The following is a 16104-nucleotide window of genomic DNA, read 5'->3' as shown; positions in this document are numbered from 1 at the left end:
TCAGTTACTTACACTCTCGGAAATATCATCTTCAATCATTGCTGGCTTAACAAGCATCCTGGTATCGACAGCGGGATTCAGCACTTGCTGCACCTCCGGTTTTGCTTTTTCCATATTTTGCTGACTAACTTCTGCTATCTGACCATGGTCAACCACTTTAATACAGTCAGCACCCCCAACCGGGCAGGTTGCTTTACTGTCCTCCAGCAAGATCTTACCACCGTTTGTCAGGATCGTATTTTCATAAAAACCTTTCCATTCCGTGACGATCGCCGTACAGGGTTTGTTATTTTGTTTAGAGCAGGAACCAAAAGTGTTTTTTTCAAACGTTGAACCAATTTCTTTTGTACTTCCAATAAGCTTCTTTGCGCTGTCTTTATCATTAGCATATTCTTTAGTATGCGATAATACTTTCAACTTATCCGGAGCAGTGCCAAAATTGCACAAGCATATTGCCCCCTGTACCACCAAATGTTTCTCTGCCATCCTGGTTATTATTAAGTATCTGATTAATATAAAAACTTATATCTCACCTCTCTTGTGTTTAGATCTCTGAGTTGCACTTCATTTTCCACCAAGCTGATTTCATATGTTACAGGCTTGTCTTCCAGACCTGTACTGTTCAAATAATACACCGCAGGAGTGAATGACTTATCGAAAATAAAGGGGTATGCATAGGTGATTCTGTACTTAAAATTAGTTTTCAGCGTACTGCACAATACCTCATCCGTTAAATTTGATTTTGCTGCGCGAATGTTCATTGTATCTGCTTGCGGGCCATTTAAATTTACCAACTGGCGTAATTTTGCATAACTGAAAAGTTTATCATTTAATAATGCAGTAAAGTCCGCCATATTATTTTTGTCAACAGTGCTTCGCTCAAAGAGAATAGTTTTATGTTCAAATGCTACGCTGACCACTGAATCATTTTTAAGCACCGCACTGAATTTCCCTATTGAAAACTTACCTGTTCCGTTGGCAGTAATCTTATTATATTTTACAGGTCCTTCATACCTGAAAGTAAAATAAGCACCTTTTTGATCTACAGTTAATGTTAATGGCAGCAACGATTCACCATCGACAGATACACTGTCTCTCAACAGGTAATTTTTGAGTTTCAAATTGATCCATATGCCATGAATCCCCTTTTCCCTGACTGGTTTTTTATGTGTTGTACCCAACTTAGCCGCTTTCGTCTGATAGGTTAGTAGCTTTTGCACTAGTAATGTACTGTCACTATCAGACGAACTGGATGATGATGATCCACTCTGCGCACAGGATGAAAAGGCCGTAGCCATTATATAAAATATAAATAATTGTATTAACCTCATTCTATATTACTTAATTTCCCAAAACTTAATTACCGTGGCTTCAAACATCTGTCTGTCAAAGCCGCTTACTAAAGCATATCCGTTCCAAACTTCAATATGGCGGTATTGTGAACTTCTGGTCATCTGCCCCGCGGCATTTTCCTCTTTAAAATTTTCAAAGTACAATATGCCCGTTTTACCAATTACCAGCGCACTAATGTCAGTTTTGGAACCATCATAAACAGTCCGTTTATCCCAGAAACTCATTTTATCTATATGCATGCCCAGGTTATAAGCGCCTAAAACATGTTTATGCTTACAATAGGTGTTTCCGCCTGGATTAGTTAAATTTTTAACTCCTTCAATCGGAATACCAGCGTTAATCAAAGCCATACTCATTCTGATCGCACATTGGTTAAAGTGGTCTTCGTTACAAGGTTTTTTATTATAAGGCTTAGGATATGCCGCGTAGATTTTCTTGAACAATGGTTCTTTGTAAATCAGTGCTATCCTACCACAAAACACATTAGAAACAGAGAAAAAAAGCATATCGTTATCATCCGCGTAGAAATCGATGTAATGCGTGCTCTTATCCGGCAATCCTTCCGGTATAGTTATTTTTAATACCAATTCCGATCCATATGTCTGCTCCATACGCATGGAAGATTTTGCTGCCTTCGGATTGTTATCGGCTCCAACAAACTTCAATTTACTCGACTTTACGGTAACATATCCCTCATTGTCATCCGCTTTCACATTACCCTGCTTCACCTTACAATTGATTATAACTGCTAAATCCGTGATCAGTAACTCCTGTAACACCTGATTTCTCTTGTCAGCATCCAGAAATTCAGCAAGCTTGGTAGTTTTCGGTTTATCTGGTTTCAATAGCTCACAACCAAAAAGAGACTTACCTTTATCTAAAGCCACAACAGGTATATAATCGTTGGAAACGTCTTGCTCAGCCTCATCAGGCTTGTTCATTACTACCTCCTTATCAGAAGTGAGATTCCCTACTCCACCGGCATCCATATTGAAGTCGCCTGTATAGGCAGTATAAGATTCCGCCTCCGTAAAAACCTCTCCTGAAGTAATTCTATTGATCAACCCTTCTATATATGCCATCTGCTAATGAAAATTAGAACGTTCGCCACTGTTACTATTCAATGTACTTTTCGCATGGATGTTTACATTCTGTTCTGCGATAATTTGCTGTGATTTAGAGTTTTCGGTAATGTTTGCCGCTTTAGATTTACGGCTCCCTTTAGCAACTTCTGTTATATTTGCAGCGTTCATCATGTAATTCTCATTAATATTTACCTGACTGTTCTGCCCAATCTGAGTGGCCATATTTTCACCAATCTGCAGGCTCTTGTTTTTACCAACATGAACGTCCATATTTTCCTGTACATTGATTTGTAAGTTCTTTGCATTCAATGTTAAATTTTCATTTGCTGTAATCGTGATATTATTACCAGAAGTATCTATATGGATAATGTTTTTATTTATGTCTGTAATTGTAATCCCCTGTTTCGCGGAACTATCATTAAATTCAATAAGGTGCCCGCTCCTGGTGGCAATGCTTTTCATATGATTAGCATCAGCCCCGCCGCCACCTGAATTTCCATGAAATATACTTCCCATTACAAAAGGCCGGTCAGGGTCATTATACCGAAATCCCAACACAACCTGATCTCCAACTTCAGGAATAAAAACATAGCCTCTGTTTTTGGAGAAGGGTTCACTTGAACCTCCATCTGGAGTAAGCACCCTGATCCAGTCAGTAGTCTCACTATTTTTTTGCCATAACATCTGAACTTTAATACGTCCGGTTTGTGACGGATCATTATTTTCTTTAACGATGGCAACCTGTGCTTCTGCCTGTGGCATCTGTACATTGGAAACCGACAAAACTTCCGTATTCGCATTTACTCCTTTAAATGAGTTAGTATAACGATTAAGTCCATCTATAGAATGCGTTATCTCGGTTACCAGAAACTTGCCAGCAGAATCCTGAACAAAAGAGTCAGAGCCAATTTTATGAGAAACTTTAATATCTGCAATACAACCAATATTTAGTGCTGTATTTGTACTCTCCCCAGTGATATCAGTGAGTCCGGAAGCCAATGCGGCGCTATGTTTTTGAGCGAGTTGTTCTAACTGACCAGCTTTGTCGACTCTTGGTTTTATCGGAACATTCGCTTTACTATCAAATACGGAAGAGGATTGTTCATAGGCGTATTGCGAAATATCATCTAAACGGTCACGCTGTGATGGTGAGCGGGCATCAAGCTTGTTATCATCTTCAGAGCGGTAAGAATAATACGCGAAATTTGTCGGTAAAATACGGACAGCCGTATTCATGAAATTAAGGTTTTGTCCATGTACAAGACTGACCGTCTTCTGCTCCGCTGGTTTGCCAAAAATCAATGTTTTTCCATCATAATAGAAAAACTCGCCGTACTCTTTGCTCAAACGGTTCAGAAAAGTAAAATTACTTTCTTTGTATTGAGTAATATATTTAAGTGTTTCCTTATATACAGGTTTTACAGCAATCTCCATTTCAGAAGAAGGCCAGCCTTTAGCTGTTTTTTCAACAATACTACTTAAATTTGTATCAGCGTGAGATACCAGTTGTATCCCTGTTTCCATAAGAATCGTCGGTGAAAAACCTTTGATAATCAAATCACCCCTCAGGCCATGACTTTGTGAGAGATTTACCTCACAGACAAGCCCTTTAAAATTCATATTACCATGGTCTATGCTGATTAAAAAGCTTTTACCTATCCAGGATTTTGACTGGTCAATTTTAACTGAACCAGCGTGCTCAATCACATCCTGATTGATGATCAACTCAAATTCATGGTGCCGGTTGAATGACTGGATAATCTTCAGGGAATTAAAATGAGTTATTTCCGTATCGGCAATATGTATTTCCAGATTTATCTTCTTTTCCATGCTAGAGAACGTTATTTTTATTTGTAGCGTTTAATTTATAATTCAATAACCGTTCCTTTAAGAGGATCAACGGATCGGCATTAGTAGTTAGATTTAATATTGTTCAGATTGTAGATCATCTTTCACCAGGAGAATGAAAAGATAAGATGGGAATACAAGATCTACTGAACTGATTCAAAAACTATCACATTTATACTATGAATCAAAAAACCTTTCGATCAGCCTTATACAGTGATATCCATGAAGGATAGATTGTTTTTGACAATGAAAAATGTACAAACAGGAATAGGTGTTGTAGTAGCCGAAAATCCCAATCTTGCTTTGAAAGCCATAATTTTAATTTTTTGGATGAAAGAAATCATTAATTTCTTTACATCATAGCAAAAAGTTTGCCACTTCTGTTTTAGAATAACTACACCTTCAAAGAATGCACAATGAAAGCAGTTTTCGTTAATTTTTATATAAATTCGTTACAGTCATTATAACGACTCAAAGAAAAAATACAAAATTATTGAAATTTGGAGGAGACAGTAAGACTTCACTTTGTCTAAAGAACTGGCCGTTTAATTATCTGCCCTTCTTTCCGAATATTGATTCCAGAAAACCGGAAATACCCCCTTTGCCCGAATGCCCCCCGTCTATATAAACAAGGTTATTTCCTGAATGTAATGGTAGAGTCTCTTTCTCATGTTCATGCTCTTCGTCAATTCTGAACATCCTGATTTCAGTCGATTGGATTCTCATTCCAGGCATATGCCAGCTTGCCACCAGCAACTCCAAAGATCTCGTATTAGGGTTCAGCACATATTTAGCATTATAAACTCCCTCTGCTCCTGACAGATCTGGATTTTCGAACCTGCTCAAAGGAAATTCTACTCCACTTTCTAAATCTTCAGCGGTTCTTTCATCATTTACTGTGCCTTGATGGTGGATCTCTATCGCTCCATAACTATTAAACTGCTCATCCAACGATTGTTTAGTTCCAAAACTTACCGGAGCAGTATTTGTCACAATAGGAAAATACATGTTTTCATTGAGCTCAAAACTACTGGTATATGATTTATAGAGAGAGGTGAAGTACGATGTGATAAACAGATCTTTCCTGAACACCTCATTTAATGAATTTTCATCATAAAGGACTTCTACCATTAAATTAAGATATTGTGTCGCCTCCTCACCAGTAAAATAAGCAGAAATTTTTTCTTTTAATGCAGGCCAGCGTCCGGCAATCTCATTTTGGTTGTGTACTGCCAAGTATTTACCTTCAAAGTTGACCTCGATAAACAAAGGGTAAAAAACTTCACCAACCGCTGCAGCCAACTGGTCTGCTGTTGTATCAGGTAAGGTTTCATTAATGTAAACAGGGGTGAGCCTATCAAGTCTGAATAACCGAATATTTTCTGCGATAGTTTTAATATAAGTTACTTTTACCTCATATTTTAAACCAGTAATTTCATTGCCGATCGAAATATCTATAGTCACACCGTAGGTACGACTAAAATATGGGGGAACTAATTTCAGATTTAGCTTAAAGTGATTTGAGAGCAATAATTTATCCATATCATCTATCGAACATAATTGAAAGTCATAATATATTTTGGCAAAATAAAAAATTATTACAACTGATGTTTCAACAAAAACTTTGCCATGATGCACAAACACCTTTCTTTAGATGATTAAGCCATTATGTGAAATTTATTTCTGAAGAAATTTTGTTAAAAGGGACAGTATAATCTAAATAACCGAATCTGGTCAAAAAAGCAATTTACCATAGGTTAAACTATTAAAGCTATAAAACTGTTATATTTATAAATGCCATATCATGTATAAGATCATACCCTTTCTTTTGGTACTCCCATTATTCTCTAATGCACAGGAAAGGGATAAGCAGGATATTTACCTGAACCAAAAAAATGAAATAACAATTGTAAAAACTGATTTGAAATGCATCAGGAACGAAGAATTGTCATCTGGCTATACGGTTTGTTACAATTGTATTGATGGTGCAAAAAAAGTCAGAAAACAGCTAAATATGGAACTGTTTTTTAAGTCTGAACTGAAAACTCCTGATAACACAATATTTATAAAAAACGATAGTATAGCAAATGGGGATTATCTTATAGGAGATTACTTGGATGGTAAACCATTTAATGGCTTCTTCAAATCCATGGAAAATGACTGGCTGATTTACGACTATTATCAGGAAGGAAAACTTATTCAACAGCTATACAATGATAAATTTCATACCATCCAGCAGGAACAAGATACTAAATTGGCTTATACTACATTAGACGCTATCAACACGTTTAAAGATGGTATCCTAATGTCTGGCATTAAGATTAAACCTGTCGAGATTAAACATGGAGCAGGAGAAATTATTACGGTAGTAAAAGATGCCAAAACAACGGCCTTTATGATTGCCCTTTATGCAGAAAACTTTGGAGAGTGTGTAAGAATCATCCGTGTTGACGATGGTCTTTTTTTTAAAAGTTTATGGAATAACGCAATGAAAATTACCTTCACAACAGAAGGCCGGAAGGTGGAAATGTTTAACAGAGAGGGACAAATAGTCAATACGTTAAATTACAGGCACTATAAACTATTAGATGAAGCAAAAGTAGATCAGAAACGATTTTATGTGTACATCTGCAAGAATAAGGAAATTTATATTGAACAGATAAATGATGAAAAGCAGCTGTTGGTGGAAGAAGAAAGAAGCAAAAAAGAAAATGAGAGCTCCCTCATAAGGAACTTGGGAAACAATTTCTTTAGCCCTGTTCAACTCAATCCCATAATATTAGAGCGCTTAATAAATGATCATTACTGGGGAATGGGGACTTTTTTTGGCAGACATGATTTTTACGAGGGAAAGGCATCTGGATTAGTCTACCACAAAGGTGATACTGAAGGTACTTATAATGCCGATTTCATCGGAGAAGACAATAATGAAGAGACCAGGTTAAAGATCCGAAACAAAACACCTGATCAAATCATTGAAATCTTAAAAAACCTGTAATCTATTCTATATCTAAAATTTATTAAAAGCTCTTATGAAATACTTATTTATTATCGCGACGTTAGCTATTCCCCTTTCATTATTCGCACAGGATCAGGAAAAAGAGGAACAGTGGCAGGAAGCAAGTCCAATTAGCCAGACCTATCATGCGTATCGTCTAAAAAGTTCCACCCCGCCGTACGGACTTTCAAAAGTCAAATCCCTGATCAAAAAAATAACCACCAGAACTGATGATGAAAGTGATGACTATGATAAGCCGCTTGCCAAAAAATTATATCTTGGTCTTTCATTAAGGGAGAAATTTACTTATCATATGATATATCCCGAATCATACAGCCAGAATTGTGATGTCAGCCCTCCTATTATCGGTGAAGAGAAAAAGATATCGGGTAGTCTGCCAGATATTTTCAGTGAGTCAAACTGGAGTAAGAGACAACTGGATTTCCTGGTTAGCAACCGCGATTCAGTAATGGCATTAATTAGGGAATCAGTCAGCCGGAGCAAAAGAATGGGGCTGAATTATAAAACGGCAATCGTGGAGGTAAACGGCCGTGAAATGATACCTTTTCTGATCGAATTCTATAGGATTGATCAAAAGGATAATGACATACTTACGGTGCTGATGCTTTTATTAAAGAAAAACAAATACAAACCATTCATGAATTCCGCTTCGTTTATTAAATTATATGGTGCTAAAAGTAACTATCAAAGCTTTATCACCCTTAATAAAGATAATGTAGACCTCATCATTAGCAGAGCAAAATCTTACTACAATGGGATCATGTAAACAAGCAGTTCAGTGTGTAATCTTATTGATAACTCTATGTATGATCACTGGTAATGTGACCGCTCAGGTTGATACACTATTTGTAAAAGTACCTGCTGGCGAGTATCTGCTGGGTAGTGCAGTGCACCAATTGAATCCACTCAGAAAGGTAAAAATGCAGAGCTACTATATTGCCGCCACTGAAGTAACAAACAGACAGTTTGAATTATTCGTGAAGGCTACAAATTACAGAACAGATGCGGAAAGACATAAAAATGCGATGGTTTTTGAACCGGGACTGGAGGAATTTAAATGGCTGGACGATAGTACTGCATACTGGAGATACCCAAATGGGACTACCAGAGGTAATATCACCAATAAAATGAATCATCCGGTAACCAGTATCAGTTACAATGATATCACTGCCTACTGTAAGTGGAAAAAGGTAAGGCTCCCAACGCTGGACGAATGGGAAATCGCCTCAAGAGCAGGTGCTAAAACGACCTATTTCTGGGGGGCTGACAGGGAAGAAATTGGAAAGTATGCTAATATATGGCAGGGACAGAATCACCTTGATCCAGATGAGACTGATGGTTTTGTTTACACCTCACCTGTTGCCAGCTTTGCACCAAATGCTTATGGCATTTATGATATTTACGGCAACGTGTTTGAATTCTGTGAAGGCACTTTAAAGACAGATCCTAAAAACAGGAAAATAGCACATGCCCGCGGCGGTTCCTGGTGGTGCAGTAAAAATGCCTGCAGTTTTTTTAATTCGGTAGATATAGGAAGAATAAATCCCCGCGCCTCATTCAGCAATCAGGGATTTAGAGTGGTAAAGATGAACTAAACGAGTTCTTCTACCTGAATTTTCTCAACTGGTGCTGTTTTCCAGGGAGTTTTACGTTTCGCTGGATTTCCTTCACCTGTATAATATACTTTTTTTGTCTTTTTCTTCTTTTTGAACTTTTTGCCAAACCAGATGATAAAACCAGTGATGGGAAGAGTTGCAGAAATGAGACTCACTAAAAATGCGACGATCTTACTGGGAATACCGAAGATGGCGCCTATATGTAGGTCATAATTCATTCTCCTCAGTTTATCTGCCACACTTGCATCTTCGTATTTACCAGAAAATGGTGAGCCATCACTGATAGGCTTCAAGGTAAATTGATCAAAGGTATAGCTGTTGGCATTATACAGCTTCCCCGCTTTCAGATAAACAGTAAAGGCTATTGCATCTGCAGCTTTGGCCGGCAAAGAAATAAACATGCCCTCTGCCTTGTCGGTCGCCATAATTTTGCTGTACAGCTGATCTACATTTGCCTGCTGATAAGTTAATGTAGAGGTGCTATCTGATAAAGTACGACTAAATTCTTTCATAGGCTGCCCGCCAGATGTTAGCCAGTATACTGATTTACTGTACCATTTATAACTGTATACTAAACCGGTTAAGGAGATAATCAAAAGAAATACGACCGCGTAAAATCCCAGAACATTATGCAAATCGTAATTCTTTCTTTTAAAGTTTGCATTCCATTTAATCTTAAAGCTCTTGTCGCGGATAGATTTGATCCATTTTTTTGGCCACCATAAAACAATACCTGAAATAAGAAGAATCACAAAAGTGAGTACGCCCACTCCTACAACCTGTTTACCAATTTCGCGTGGCAACCATAACTGGCGATGTCCGTTCAGAATAAACCTAAAAAAGTCTGAGTTGCTTTTTCTGCTCTTTTTTTCTGAATGAATAACTTTTGCTGTATAAGGATTAACATACACAATCAGACTGGTACCAGCTTTTCTGTCAAAGTTGCTCACTGTAGCAGACTCATCTTTAGCGCCGTAACGTATAGAATTTGGTTGCTGTTTACCTAACACTACGGAGGCACCTCGTATTAATTGAGTAGGCAATAAAAAAGGTTGTTCCTGCTTTTCTACAAATTTCCAGGGCTCGTAAAGGCCGCGGATCTCGTTTTCAAAAACATAAATACAACCAGTCAAACTGACTATAAACACAATCAGGCCCGAACCAAGTCCGAGCCATAAGTGTAAAAAAGCGTTAATCTTTTTAAAATTCATTATTTAAATTTGTATGCTAAAGTTACTCTTGCATTCCTAGGCATCTCATATATATATGCATAATAACCGACATAACCAGCTGCAGCCTGTACTGCGTTAACAGCTGTGTATGACCCAGCAGTAAGCAATCTACGGTCGAGTATATTGTTAACTAAAACTGAAAGCGTCATTTTTCCTCTTTCATAACTAACTCCTGCATCATAGCGAATAAAGTCAGCAAAATTTGACTCTCTGGAATTAGAACCTATTACACGACCAAATTGAAACTGATAACCTCCTGAAACTCCAAAACCATTAAAAACCGAATTTTGGTTTTTATAACGATAAGATAACCACCCGTTAGTAATGTGTTTAACCGCATTTGGCACATAAGTACCTAAACGAAGCGGATTTGCATCTTTAGATATTTTGGCATCTGTGTAGGCGTAGTTAAGGTTCACATTAAGACCTTCGGTTATCTCACCAACAATATCTAATTCAAAACCTTTGAACTTAGCTTCACCAGTTTGGATCTGCCAGTTAAACGGAGCTTTATCAACGTTATCAAGATCGGCAGTCAATGCATTTTTCTTAGTGATCTGGTAAACGGCAGCTGTTGTATTCCACTTACCATCGAACCAATCTTTCTTCACACCAAATTCAATGTTGTTACCTCTTACTGGCTTGAACGCATTCCCATAATAGTCTGTACCTGCCTGAGGTAAGAAACTTTGATCATATAGCGTGTAAACAGAGGTGTTATTTGTAACAGAATAGCTTAAGCCTATACGAGGGCTGAATACATTATCTGACATTTGAGCTGCGTTAGTCTTACCAACACTCACAGCGTGTGTAAATCTACCCGCTAGCGTTAAACGCAATTTTTCTTCTAAAAATCTTAATTCGTCTTGTACATAAGCTCCTGTATATGTCAGATTAGTAGCATACTGGTTACTCCCAGAACGCTGCTCAATACTTCTTGACCTGTCGAAAACCGGTATCCTGTTAAATGGTATACCGTAAACAGGGTTGTAAACATTGAATGGAACATCATTGGCAGAAGCTAATGGTGCGGTACCACTACTACTAAAGTCACCCCATGTTTTAAGATTTCCCATATCTAAACCACCCATCACTCTGTGAAGTACAGCGCCTGTTCTCACTTCACCCTGAATACTAAATTGTGCAGCTTTGTTAATTGCCAGTTCTTCACTTATGTTGTATGATCTGATGACGTCACCACTTGCAGTCATCGAGTTAACCCATACAGAAGTTCCTACCAAGCCGGATTTTACATAAGCCGCCTGAGCATTTATTTTCCAGTCTTTATTCAATTTATGAGTAAAATATAAAGTAAAATTATGATCTGCTAGTCTGTTTGGTTCTAATGAAGGGTCGCCCATCAATAAGCCTGGAGCAATTTCCCCATAGCCATTTGGTGAAAATGTATAATTACCCAAATTCAGCGCTTTTACATGTTGTGTAGTATATTCAGCAGTAATTAAGGTATTACTATCAATCTGATAACTGATCACAGGAGCAATCACATACTTATCATTGTAATTGTATTTAACAAAACTCCCTTTTGATTGAGCAGCAACGTTTAAGCGATATAAAAGTTTACCATCCTTAGTTATCTTTCCATCTAAGTCGATAGCTGCACGTCCAAGGTTATAACCACCCGCACTGAAATTAACCGAACTATGGTTTTCACCTGTAGGTTTTTTGGTAACCACATTGTAGATACCTCCCGGCTCACCATTAGCCATCATAAATCCTGAAGGCCCCTTAATGAATTCAACACGTTCAATCGTCGCGGCATCATCTGCAAGTGGTCCCCAGGGCATTTTCATGTTCATACCATTACGAAAAGCCGGAATAGTAGTACCACGTGTAGAAATATTTGCATACTGATTGTCCCAGTGGCCACCTCTTACAGTTCCACTCACATTTCTTGTCAATCCATCCACTACATCAAAAACCATCTGATCAGCAAGAATCTGACTGGTAACAATCCTGATATTCTGAGGAACTTCAATTAGTGGAGACTGCAAACGCAAAGAAGACGAAACCTTATCAGCTTTGAATTTCTTTTTATTGGTAGAAATCTGAACATCATTTAACTGAGATTGATTCTCATTGAGTGAGAAATCAGAGATCACATTCCCTTTAGTGACAGTAATCTGTTTTTCTTTAGGGTATAGTCCCACAGCAGAAACCACTAACGTATAGTTACCCGCAGGAACTTTGCGAATCTGGTATTCACCATCTTCATTTGTAACAGCACCCATCTCGGTGCCTTTAAGTTTTACTGTTACCCCCTCGGCAATAGTTCCGTCGGAAGTTGTAACCCTCCCTCTCACAGTCCCCGTCTGCTGGGCAAGCACACTTGTGCTAATAAATAATATTAAAAAAAATGGAAGTAAAAGTTTACGCATTGCTTATTAAGATTGATTAAATATAACTCGGCCGCAAAGTAAATGAAATTCACTTAGTAATCCAAGAACTATCTGTAATCAATCTTAATTAATTATACACGAGTTATTCTTCACCAGACATGACGATGAGTACTGCTCCGCCAATCATCACACAAGCACCTAATACCAGCTGCCAGGTGACTTTTTCTTTCAAAAATATAACAGAAAGCACAATCGCAAATACAAGCGACATACGTTCTATGGTAACAACGTAAGATGCAGGCCCGGTAGATAAGGCTTTGAAAGAGAATAAAGTAGAAAGTGTAGTCGCTATCCCGGCCAGAATCAGTAATACCCAGGCTTTATTTTCAATCTCTTTTATTTCTGCAAAATTACCCTGAAAATATATTACACCCCAGGTAATACAGAAGATAAACACCGCTTGTATCGCAAAGGCAAGACTTGAATCAACATTCTTCAGCCCCGCTTTAGTCAAAACAACCACTAATGCTGCCGACACGGCAGCAAGCAACGCCCATAAAACCCACATCAGACTCCTGTGTTAAATTTGTATAACAATCCGATATTAAGAGATGGTCTCTTCATCGTCTATGTCCATTCCATTTAAAGCCTCCAGATCAGCTTCATCTACGTTAGTTTCGGGATCATCATTGGGATTTAAATCGAGGTCCTCATTGTTATTACCAGTATCATCTGCAGAGTTATATCCGGTATAGTTCTCCTGCGACGTGCTCTTCGCAGGATTTACTGTTTCGTCCTGCAGGTTTTCTTCATTCGGGTGATTTGAATTTGCCATATGATTTCTTTTTTCATTAAACAGCCCCGGTAAGGGTATAGTTTTATAAAAAGATTAAATATAATAAAAAGGCTAACTCCAGGCTTTTCTTAAAAACCTAAGCCAGTTACCATGCATCAGGTTTTCTACATCTTGTTTTTTATATCCTCTTTTCTCTAACAGTGAGGGGATCTTTTGCAAATCTGCAATCGTTTCAATGTCATAAGGACACTGTTCTTTACCGAAAGCCCCGTCAAGATCAGATCCAATACCTACATGAAGTGTATTTCCTGCAAGCTGGCAAATATGGTCTAAATGGTCCATCATCACTTCCAGATTACAATGCATGCCTCTTGGTGTGGACTGCCCTCTTACCCAATCAGGCACCATCATCCAGGCATCTAAAGCCAATCCTATTACAGCGCCTCTTGCTACTAATGCCTTGATCTGCGCATCGCTGTACTGACGGTTATGATTAACCAGAGCCCGGCAGTTATTATGTGAAGCCCAGATATGACCGTTAAAATGATCTAGTGCTTCCCAGAAACTATCATCGCATAAATGTGTAGCGTCTAAAATGATATTCAGCCGTTCCATTTCTTTGAGTAATTCATGTCCTTTAGGTCCCATCAATCCCGTAGCATCTGTTCCCTGTGCATAACGGCCGGGACCATAATGTGCCGGACCAACTGCTCGCAGCCCGTTAGCATAAGCTTTTTCCAGATGACCTATAGTCACGATAGAATCCGCACCTTCAAGGCTCAGAATATAACCTACAGGTTTTGCTGTTAGATTTGACTCATCTGCCCATAGCAAAATATGTTGCTCAAGACTGGCTAAATCCGTAATCGGCACCATCTCCCCTGCCTCCTCCATAGTTTTATACCATGCAAGCTGTCCCTGTGTCTGTGCCCATGCCTGTTCCGGCGAATGCCACCCGGGCAAATTGTTTCCTGGTGCTACATAACGGGCAATTTGTGTGGCAACGACTAAACCAATGTTTCCTTTACGCAATTCCGGCAGAGAAACTACCGCTTTGGCCCTGTCGGGTTTATCTGCCAGCCCTTCTTCGCGCTGGTTAATTGCGGCAACAGGCAAACGTAAATCACGGTTCCACTCCAAAGCATTCATGCTTAAATCTAAATGGGCATCTATAGCAAACATATCCTTATTTTCTAAATGGTAATTTTTCTATCTCTGGAAGTGATCTTCCATTCGTCTGTAAAATGATGACTGTAAACAGTGCTGGCATAAGCATGGAGCGCAACTGTAGGACATATATGTATCGGCAATCCATAAAGAACGTCACCAATAGTAAAATCATGATCACCACTAAGCTCAATGACTAAATGTTCTTCGCTCTGTCCAATCATAATGGCATCGGGCGCATTCAGGAAAAATACCCTTTTAGCCAGCTCATTTTCGGCCGCTACAGCCTTATGGCCAAGATCCAAAGTGATCCTGTTGGCTCCTGTCAGAGAAATAACTCTGCTGATCACCAGTGCCGAAGTCAGGTAATTTTGTTCGGTAAAAGCATCCTGATAGCCCTTATCCCATAGAATGAAAGTACCGGGACTACATTCTATTTGCTGTTGTGCGGCATAAAAAGGATAGGTAGGGGTTCCGCCAGCAACAATTACAGGTTCAGGCAATTGTAAGTCCGTTATACTTTTTTGAAAGGCCAGAATATCATCCCATACCCTCTGCCACTGCAACTTTCTTCGTTCAATGTCAGCATCATGTATGTGCCCGTCGTAAGCATGAATACCCATTAGCTTCAGTCCGCTTGTCAGCAGAAGTCTTTTATACAGATCAAGGGCTTCTACTCCTGGTTTAATACCTGTACGGTTCATCCCTGCATTCAAATCGAGATACACTGGTATCCTGATTCCAGCCTCTTTCGCGGCAACGGATAACTCCAGCAAAGAGCTTTGATTATCTACCAGGCACGAAAACAGTGTTGCGGGAAATTTATTGATCAAAGCAATAAAACGCTCAACTTTAGGCCCTACCGGCTGGTAAGCTAGTAATACATCAGGTGCCAGACAGCTCCCGAGCATTTCTGCTTCTGCTATAGTAGCGCACTTAAATTTGGAAATCCCTGCTTCCAGCATCAATAAACTTACAGCTGCAGATTTATGTGTTTTAACATGAGGTCTTAACCTGTCAATATGGTCGATGCTGCCTTTTAGTATAGCAATATTTTCAGCAATCCTGTCCGGATAAAAAACCAGTGCAGGAGAATCCAACTGGTCCACATTGTCAATGCTAAACCAGTTTTTATCTTCCGTTTTGAATGCAGAATTAGTCATGCAATTCAAATAATGCTTCTATCTCCACAGGGATGTTATCTGGCAGTGAACCAAATCCAACCGCACTCCGTGTACCTATTCCGTTTTCCTCTCCCCACACCTGCGCAAAAAGTTCACTGCAGCCATTAATGATAAAGGGATGTTTCTCGAAATCAGGTGTACAGTTCACCATGCCCAAAACCTTAATTACTCTCTTTACACGGTTCAGCGTGCCCAGATTAGTTTTGATAGTAGACAGCATAGTCAGCCCTACTTGTCTCGCTGCCAGTTTACCTTCTTCCTGGTTAAATTTATCACCTATCCGACCAATAATCAGACTTTTATCATCCTGTACTGGCCCATGTCCTGATAAATAAAGGTATTTTCCATCAATCAAATAAGGTTTGTACACACCAAGCGGAGTTGGTGCTGGTGGTAATGTTAAACCTAATTTCCCGAATTGCTCATCTGCATTAAAAGTTTCCATAT

General features: G+C 38.8%; 15 protein-coding genes. 3 read left to right on the top strand and 12 right to left on the bottom strand.

The window, feature by feature from the left end:
• From OQX62_RS23125 to OQX62_RS23105, 5 genes are all read right to left on the bottom strand, one after another.
• Complete coding sequence (locus OQX62_RS23125; RefSeq protein ID WP_265834039.1) at positions 1-486, bottom strand: DUF4280 domain-containing protein; 486 nt, start codon at positions 484-486, stop codon at positions 1-3.
• A 23-nt stretch (positions 487-509) separates the two neighbouring features.
• On the bottom strand, positions 510-1298 hold the full coding sequence (locus OQX62_RS23120) for a hypothetical protein (protein WP_265834038.1): 789 nt from the start codon (positions 1296-1298) through the stop codon (positions 510-512).
• A 39-nt stretch (positions 1299-1337) separates the two neighbouring features.
• The gene (locus OQX62_RS23115; RefSeq protein WP_265834037.1) at positions 1338-2435 is read right to left on the bottom strand and encodes a T6SS effector amidase Tae4 family protein; all 1098 of its coding nucleotides are present in this window, start codon (positions 2433-2435) and stop codon (positions 1338-1340) included.
• Positions 2436-2438: 3 nt separating this feature from the next.
• Positions 2439-4268: a type VI secretion system Vgr family protein gene (locus OQX62_RS23110; RefSeq protein ID WP_265834036.1), complete on the bottom strand. Its 1830-nt coding sequence runs from the start codon at positions 4266-4268 to the stop codon at positions 2439-2441.
• Between the two features lie 567 nt (positions 4269-4835).
• Positions 4836-5828: a hypothetical protein gene (locus OQX62_RS23105; protein ID WP_265834035.1), complete on the bottom strand. Its 993-nt coding sequence runs from the start codon at positions 5826-5828 to the stop codon at positions 4836-4838.
• Positions 5829-6090: 262 nt separating this feature from the next.
• Between OQX62_RS23105 and OQX62_RS23100 the strand changes: the two genes are divergently transcribed.
• Genes OQX62_RS23100 through OQX62_RS23090 form a run of 3 tightly spaced genes read left to right on the top strand, consistent with a single transcriptional unit; the run spans position 6091 to position 8900 of the window.
• Complete coding sequence (locus OQX62_RS23100; protein WP_265834034.1) at positions 6091-7284, top strand: hypothetical protein; 1194 nt, start codon at positions 6091-6093, stop codon at positions 7282-7284.
• 34 nt (positions 7285-7318) lie between these two features.
• Positions 7319-8071 (top strand): hypothetical protein, encoded by a 753-nt coding sequence (locus OQX62_RS23095; protein WP_265834033.1) that lies wholly within the window; start codon positions 7319-7321, stop codon positions 8069-8071.
• A 40-nt stretch (positions 8072-8111) separates the two neighbouring features.
• Positions 8112-8900 carry a formylglycine-generating enzyme family protein gene (locus tag OQX62_RS23090; RefSeq protein WP_265834032.1) on the top strand — a complete coding sequence of 263 codons (789 nt, stop codon included), beginning with the start codon at positions 8112-8114 and terminating at the stop codon, positions 8898-8900.
• On the opposite strand, the gene OQX62_RS23085 is transcribed toward OQX62_RS23090, so the two are convergent.
• From OQX62_RS23085 to OQX62_RS23055, 7 genes are all read right to left on the bottom strand, one after another.
• On the bottom strand, positions 8897-10132 hold the full coding sequence (locus tag OQX62_RS23085; protein WP_265834031.1) for a PepSY-associated TM helix domain-containing protein: 1236 nt from the start codon (positions 10130-10132) through the stop codon (positions 8897-8899). The genes OQX62_RS23090 and OQX62_RS23085 overlap by 4 nt on opposite strands.
• Complete coding sequence (locus OQX62_RS23080) at positions 10132-12549, bottom strand: TonB-dependent receptor (protein WP_265834030.1); 2418 nt, start codon at positions 12547-12549, stop codon at positions 10132-10134. Before OQX62_RS23080 ends, OQX62_RS23085 begins: the two co-directional genes overlap by 1 nt.
• A 103-nt stretch (positions 12550-12652) precedes the next feature.
• Positions 12653-13078, bottom strand: a complete 426-nt coding sequence (locus OQX62_RS23075) for an EamA family transporter (RefSeq protein WP_265834029.1) — start codon at positions 13076-13078, stop codon at positions 12653-12655.
• A 36-nt stretch (positions 13079-13114) separates the two neighbouring features.
• Entirely contained in the window at positions 13115-13345 is a 231-nt protein-coding gene (locus tag OQX62_RS23070) for a hypothetical protein (protein WP_265834028.1), read from the bottom strand.
• A 72-nt stretch (positions 13346-13417) separates the two neighbouring features.
• Positions 13418-14488, bottom strand: a complete 1071-nt coding sequence (locus tag OQX62_RS23065) for a dipeptidase (protein ID WP_265834027.1) — start codon at positions 14486-14488, stop codon at positions 13418-13420.
• Between the two features lie 11 nt (positions 14489-14499).
• Complete coding sequence (locus OQX62_RS23060; RefSeq protein ID WP_265834026.1) at positions 14500-15636, bottom strand: D-TA family PLP-dependent enzyme; 1137 nt, start codon at positions 15634-15636, stop codon at positions 14500-14502.
• Positions 15629-16102: a RidA family protein gene (locus tag OQX62_RS23055; RefSeq protein ID WP_265834025.1), complete on the bottom strand. Its 474-nt coding sequence runs from the start codon at positions 16100-16102 to the stop codon at positions 15629-15631. The genes OQX62_RS23060 and OQX62_RS23055 overlap by 8 nt, the downstream gene beginning before the upstream one ends.
• Positions 16103-16104 lie beyond the last annotated feature (2 nt).

Origin of the sequence: Pedobacter sp. MR2016-24 (genome assembly GCF_026239655.1) — a bacterium.
GTDB lineage: Bacteria > Bacteroidota > Bacteroidia > Sphingobacteriales > Sphingobacteriaceae > Pedobacter.
This window is presented reverse-complemented; position numbering and strand designations above follow the sequence as displayed.

Coding starts and splice junctions, on each gene's coding strand:
- OQX62_RS23125 (WP_265834039.1), bottom strand. CDS start 486: ATGGCAGAGAAACATTTGGTGGTACAGGGGGCAATATGCTTGTGCAAT.
- OQX62_RS23120 (WP_265834038.1), bottom strand. CDS start 1,298: ATGGCTACGGCCTTTTCATCCTGTGCGCAGAGTGGATCATCATCATCC.
- OQX62_RS23115 (WP_265834037.1), bottom strand. CDS start 2,435: ATGGCATATATAGAAGGGTTGATCAATAGAATTACTTCAGGAGAGGTT.
- OQX62_RS23110 (WP_265834036.1), bottom strand. CDS start 4,268: ATGGAAAAGAAGATAAATCTGGAAATACATATTGCCGATACGGAAATA.
- OQX62_RS23105 (WP_265834035.1), bottom strand. CDS start 5,828: ATGGATAAATTATTGCTCTCAAATCACTTTAAGCTAAATCTGAAATTA.
- OQX62_RS23100 (WP_265834034.1), top strand. CDS start 6,091: ATGTATAAGATCATACCCTTTCTTTTGGTACTCCCATTATTCTCTAAT.
- OQX62_RS23095 (WP_265834033.1), top strand. CDS start 7,319: ATGAAATACTTATTTATTATCGCGACGTTAGCTATTCCCCTTTCATTA.
- OQX62_RS23090 (WP_265834032.1), top strand. CDS start 8,112: ATGATCACTGGTAATGTGACCGCTCAGGTTGATACACTATTTGTAAAA.
- OQX62_RS23085 (WP_265834031.1), bottom strand. CDS start 10,132: ATGAATTTTAAAAAGATTAACGCTTTTTTACACTTATGGCTCGGACTT.
- OQX62_RS23080 (WP_265834030.1), bottom strand. CDS start 12,549: ATGCGTAAACTTTTACTTCCATTTTTTTTAATATTATTTATTAGCACA.
- OQX62_RS23075 (WP_265834029.1), bottom strand. CDS start 13,078: ATGTGGGTTTTATGGGCGTTGCTTGCTGCCGTGTCGGCAGCATTAGTG.
- OQX62_RS23070 (WP_265834028.1), bottom strand. CDS start 13,345: ATGGCAAATTCAAATCACCCGAATGAAGAAAACCTGCAGGACGAAACA.
- OQX62_RS23065 (WP_265834027.1), bottom strand. CDS start 14,488: ATGTTTGCTATAGATGCCCATTTAGATTTAAGCATGAATGCTTTGGAG.
- OQX62_RS23060 (WP_265834026.1), bottom strand. CDS start 15,636: ATGACTAATTCTGCATTCAAAACGGAAGATAAAAACTGGTTTAGCATT.
- OQX62_RS23055 (WP_265834025.1), bottom strand. CDS start 16,102: ATGGAAACTTTTAATGCAGATGAGCAATTCGGGAAATTAGGTTTAACA.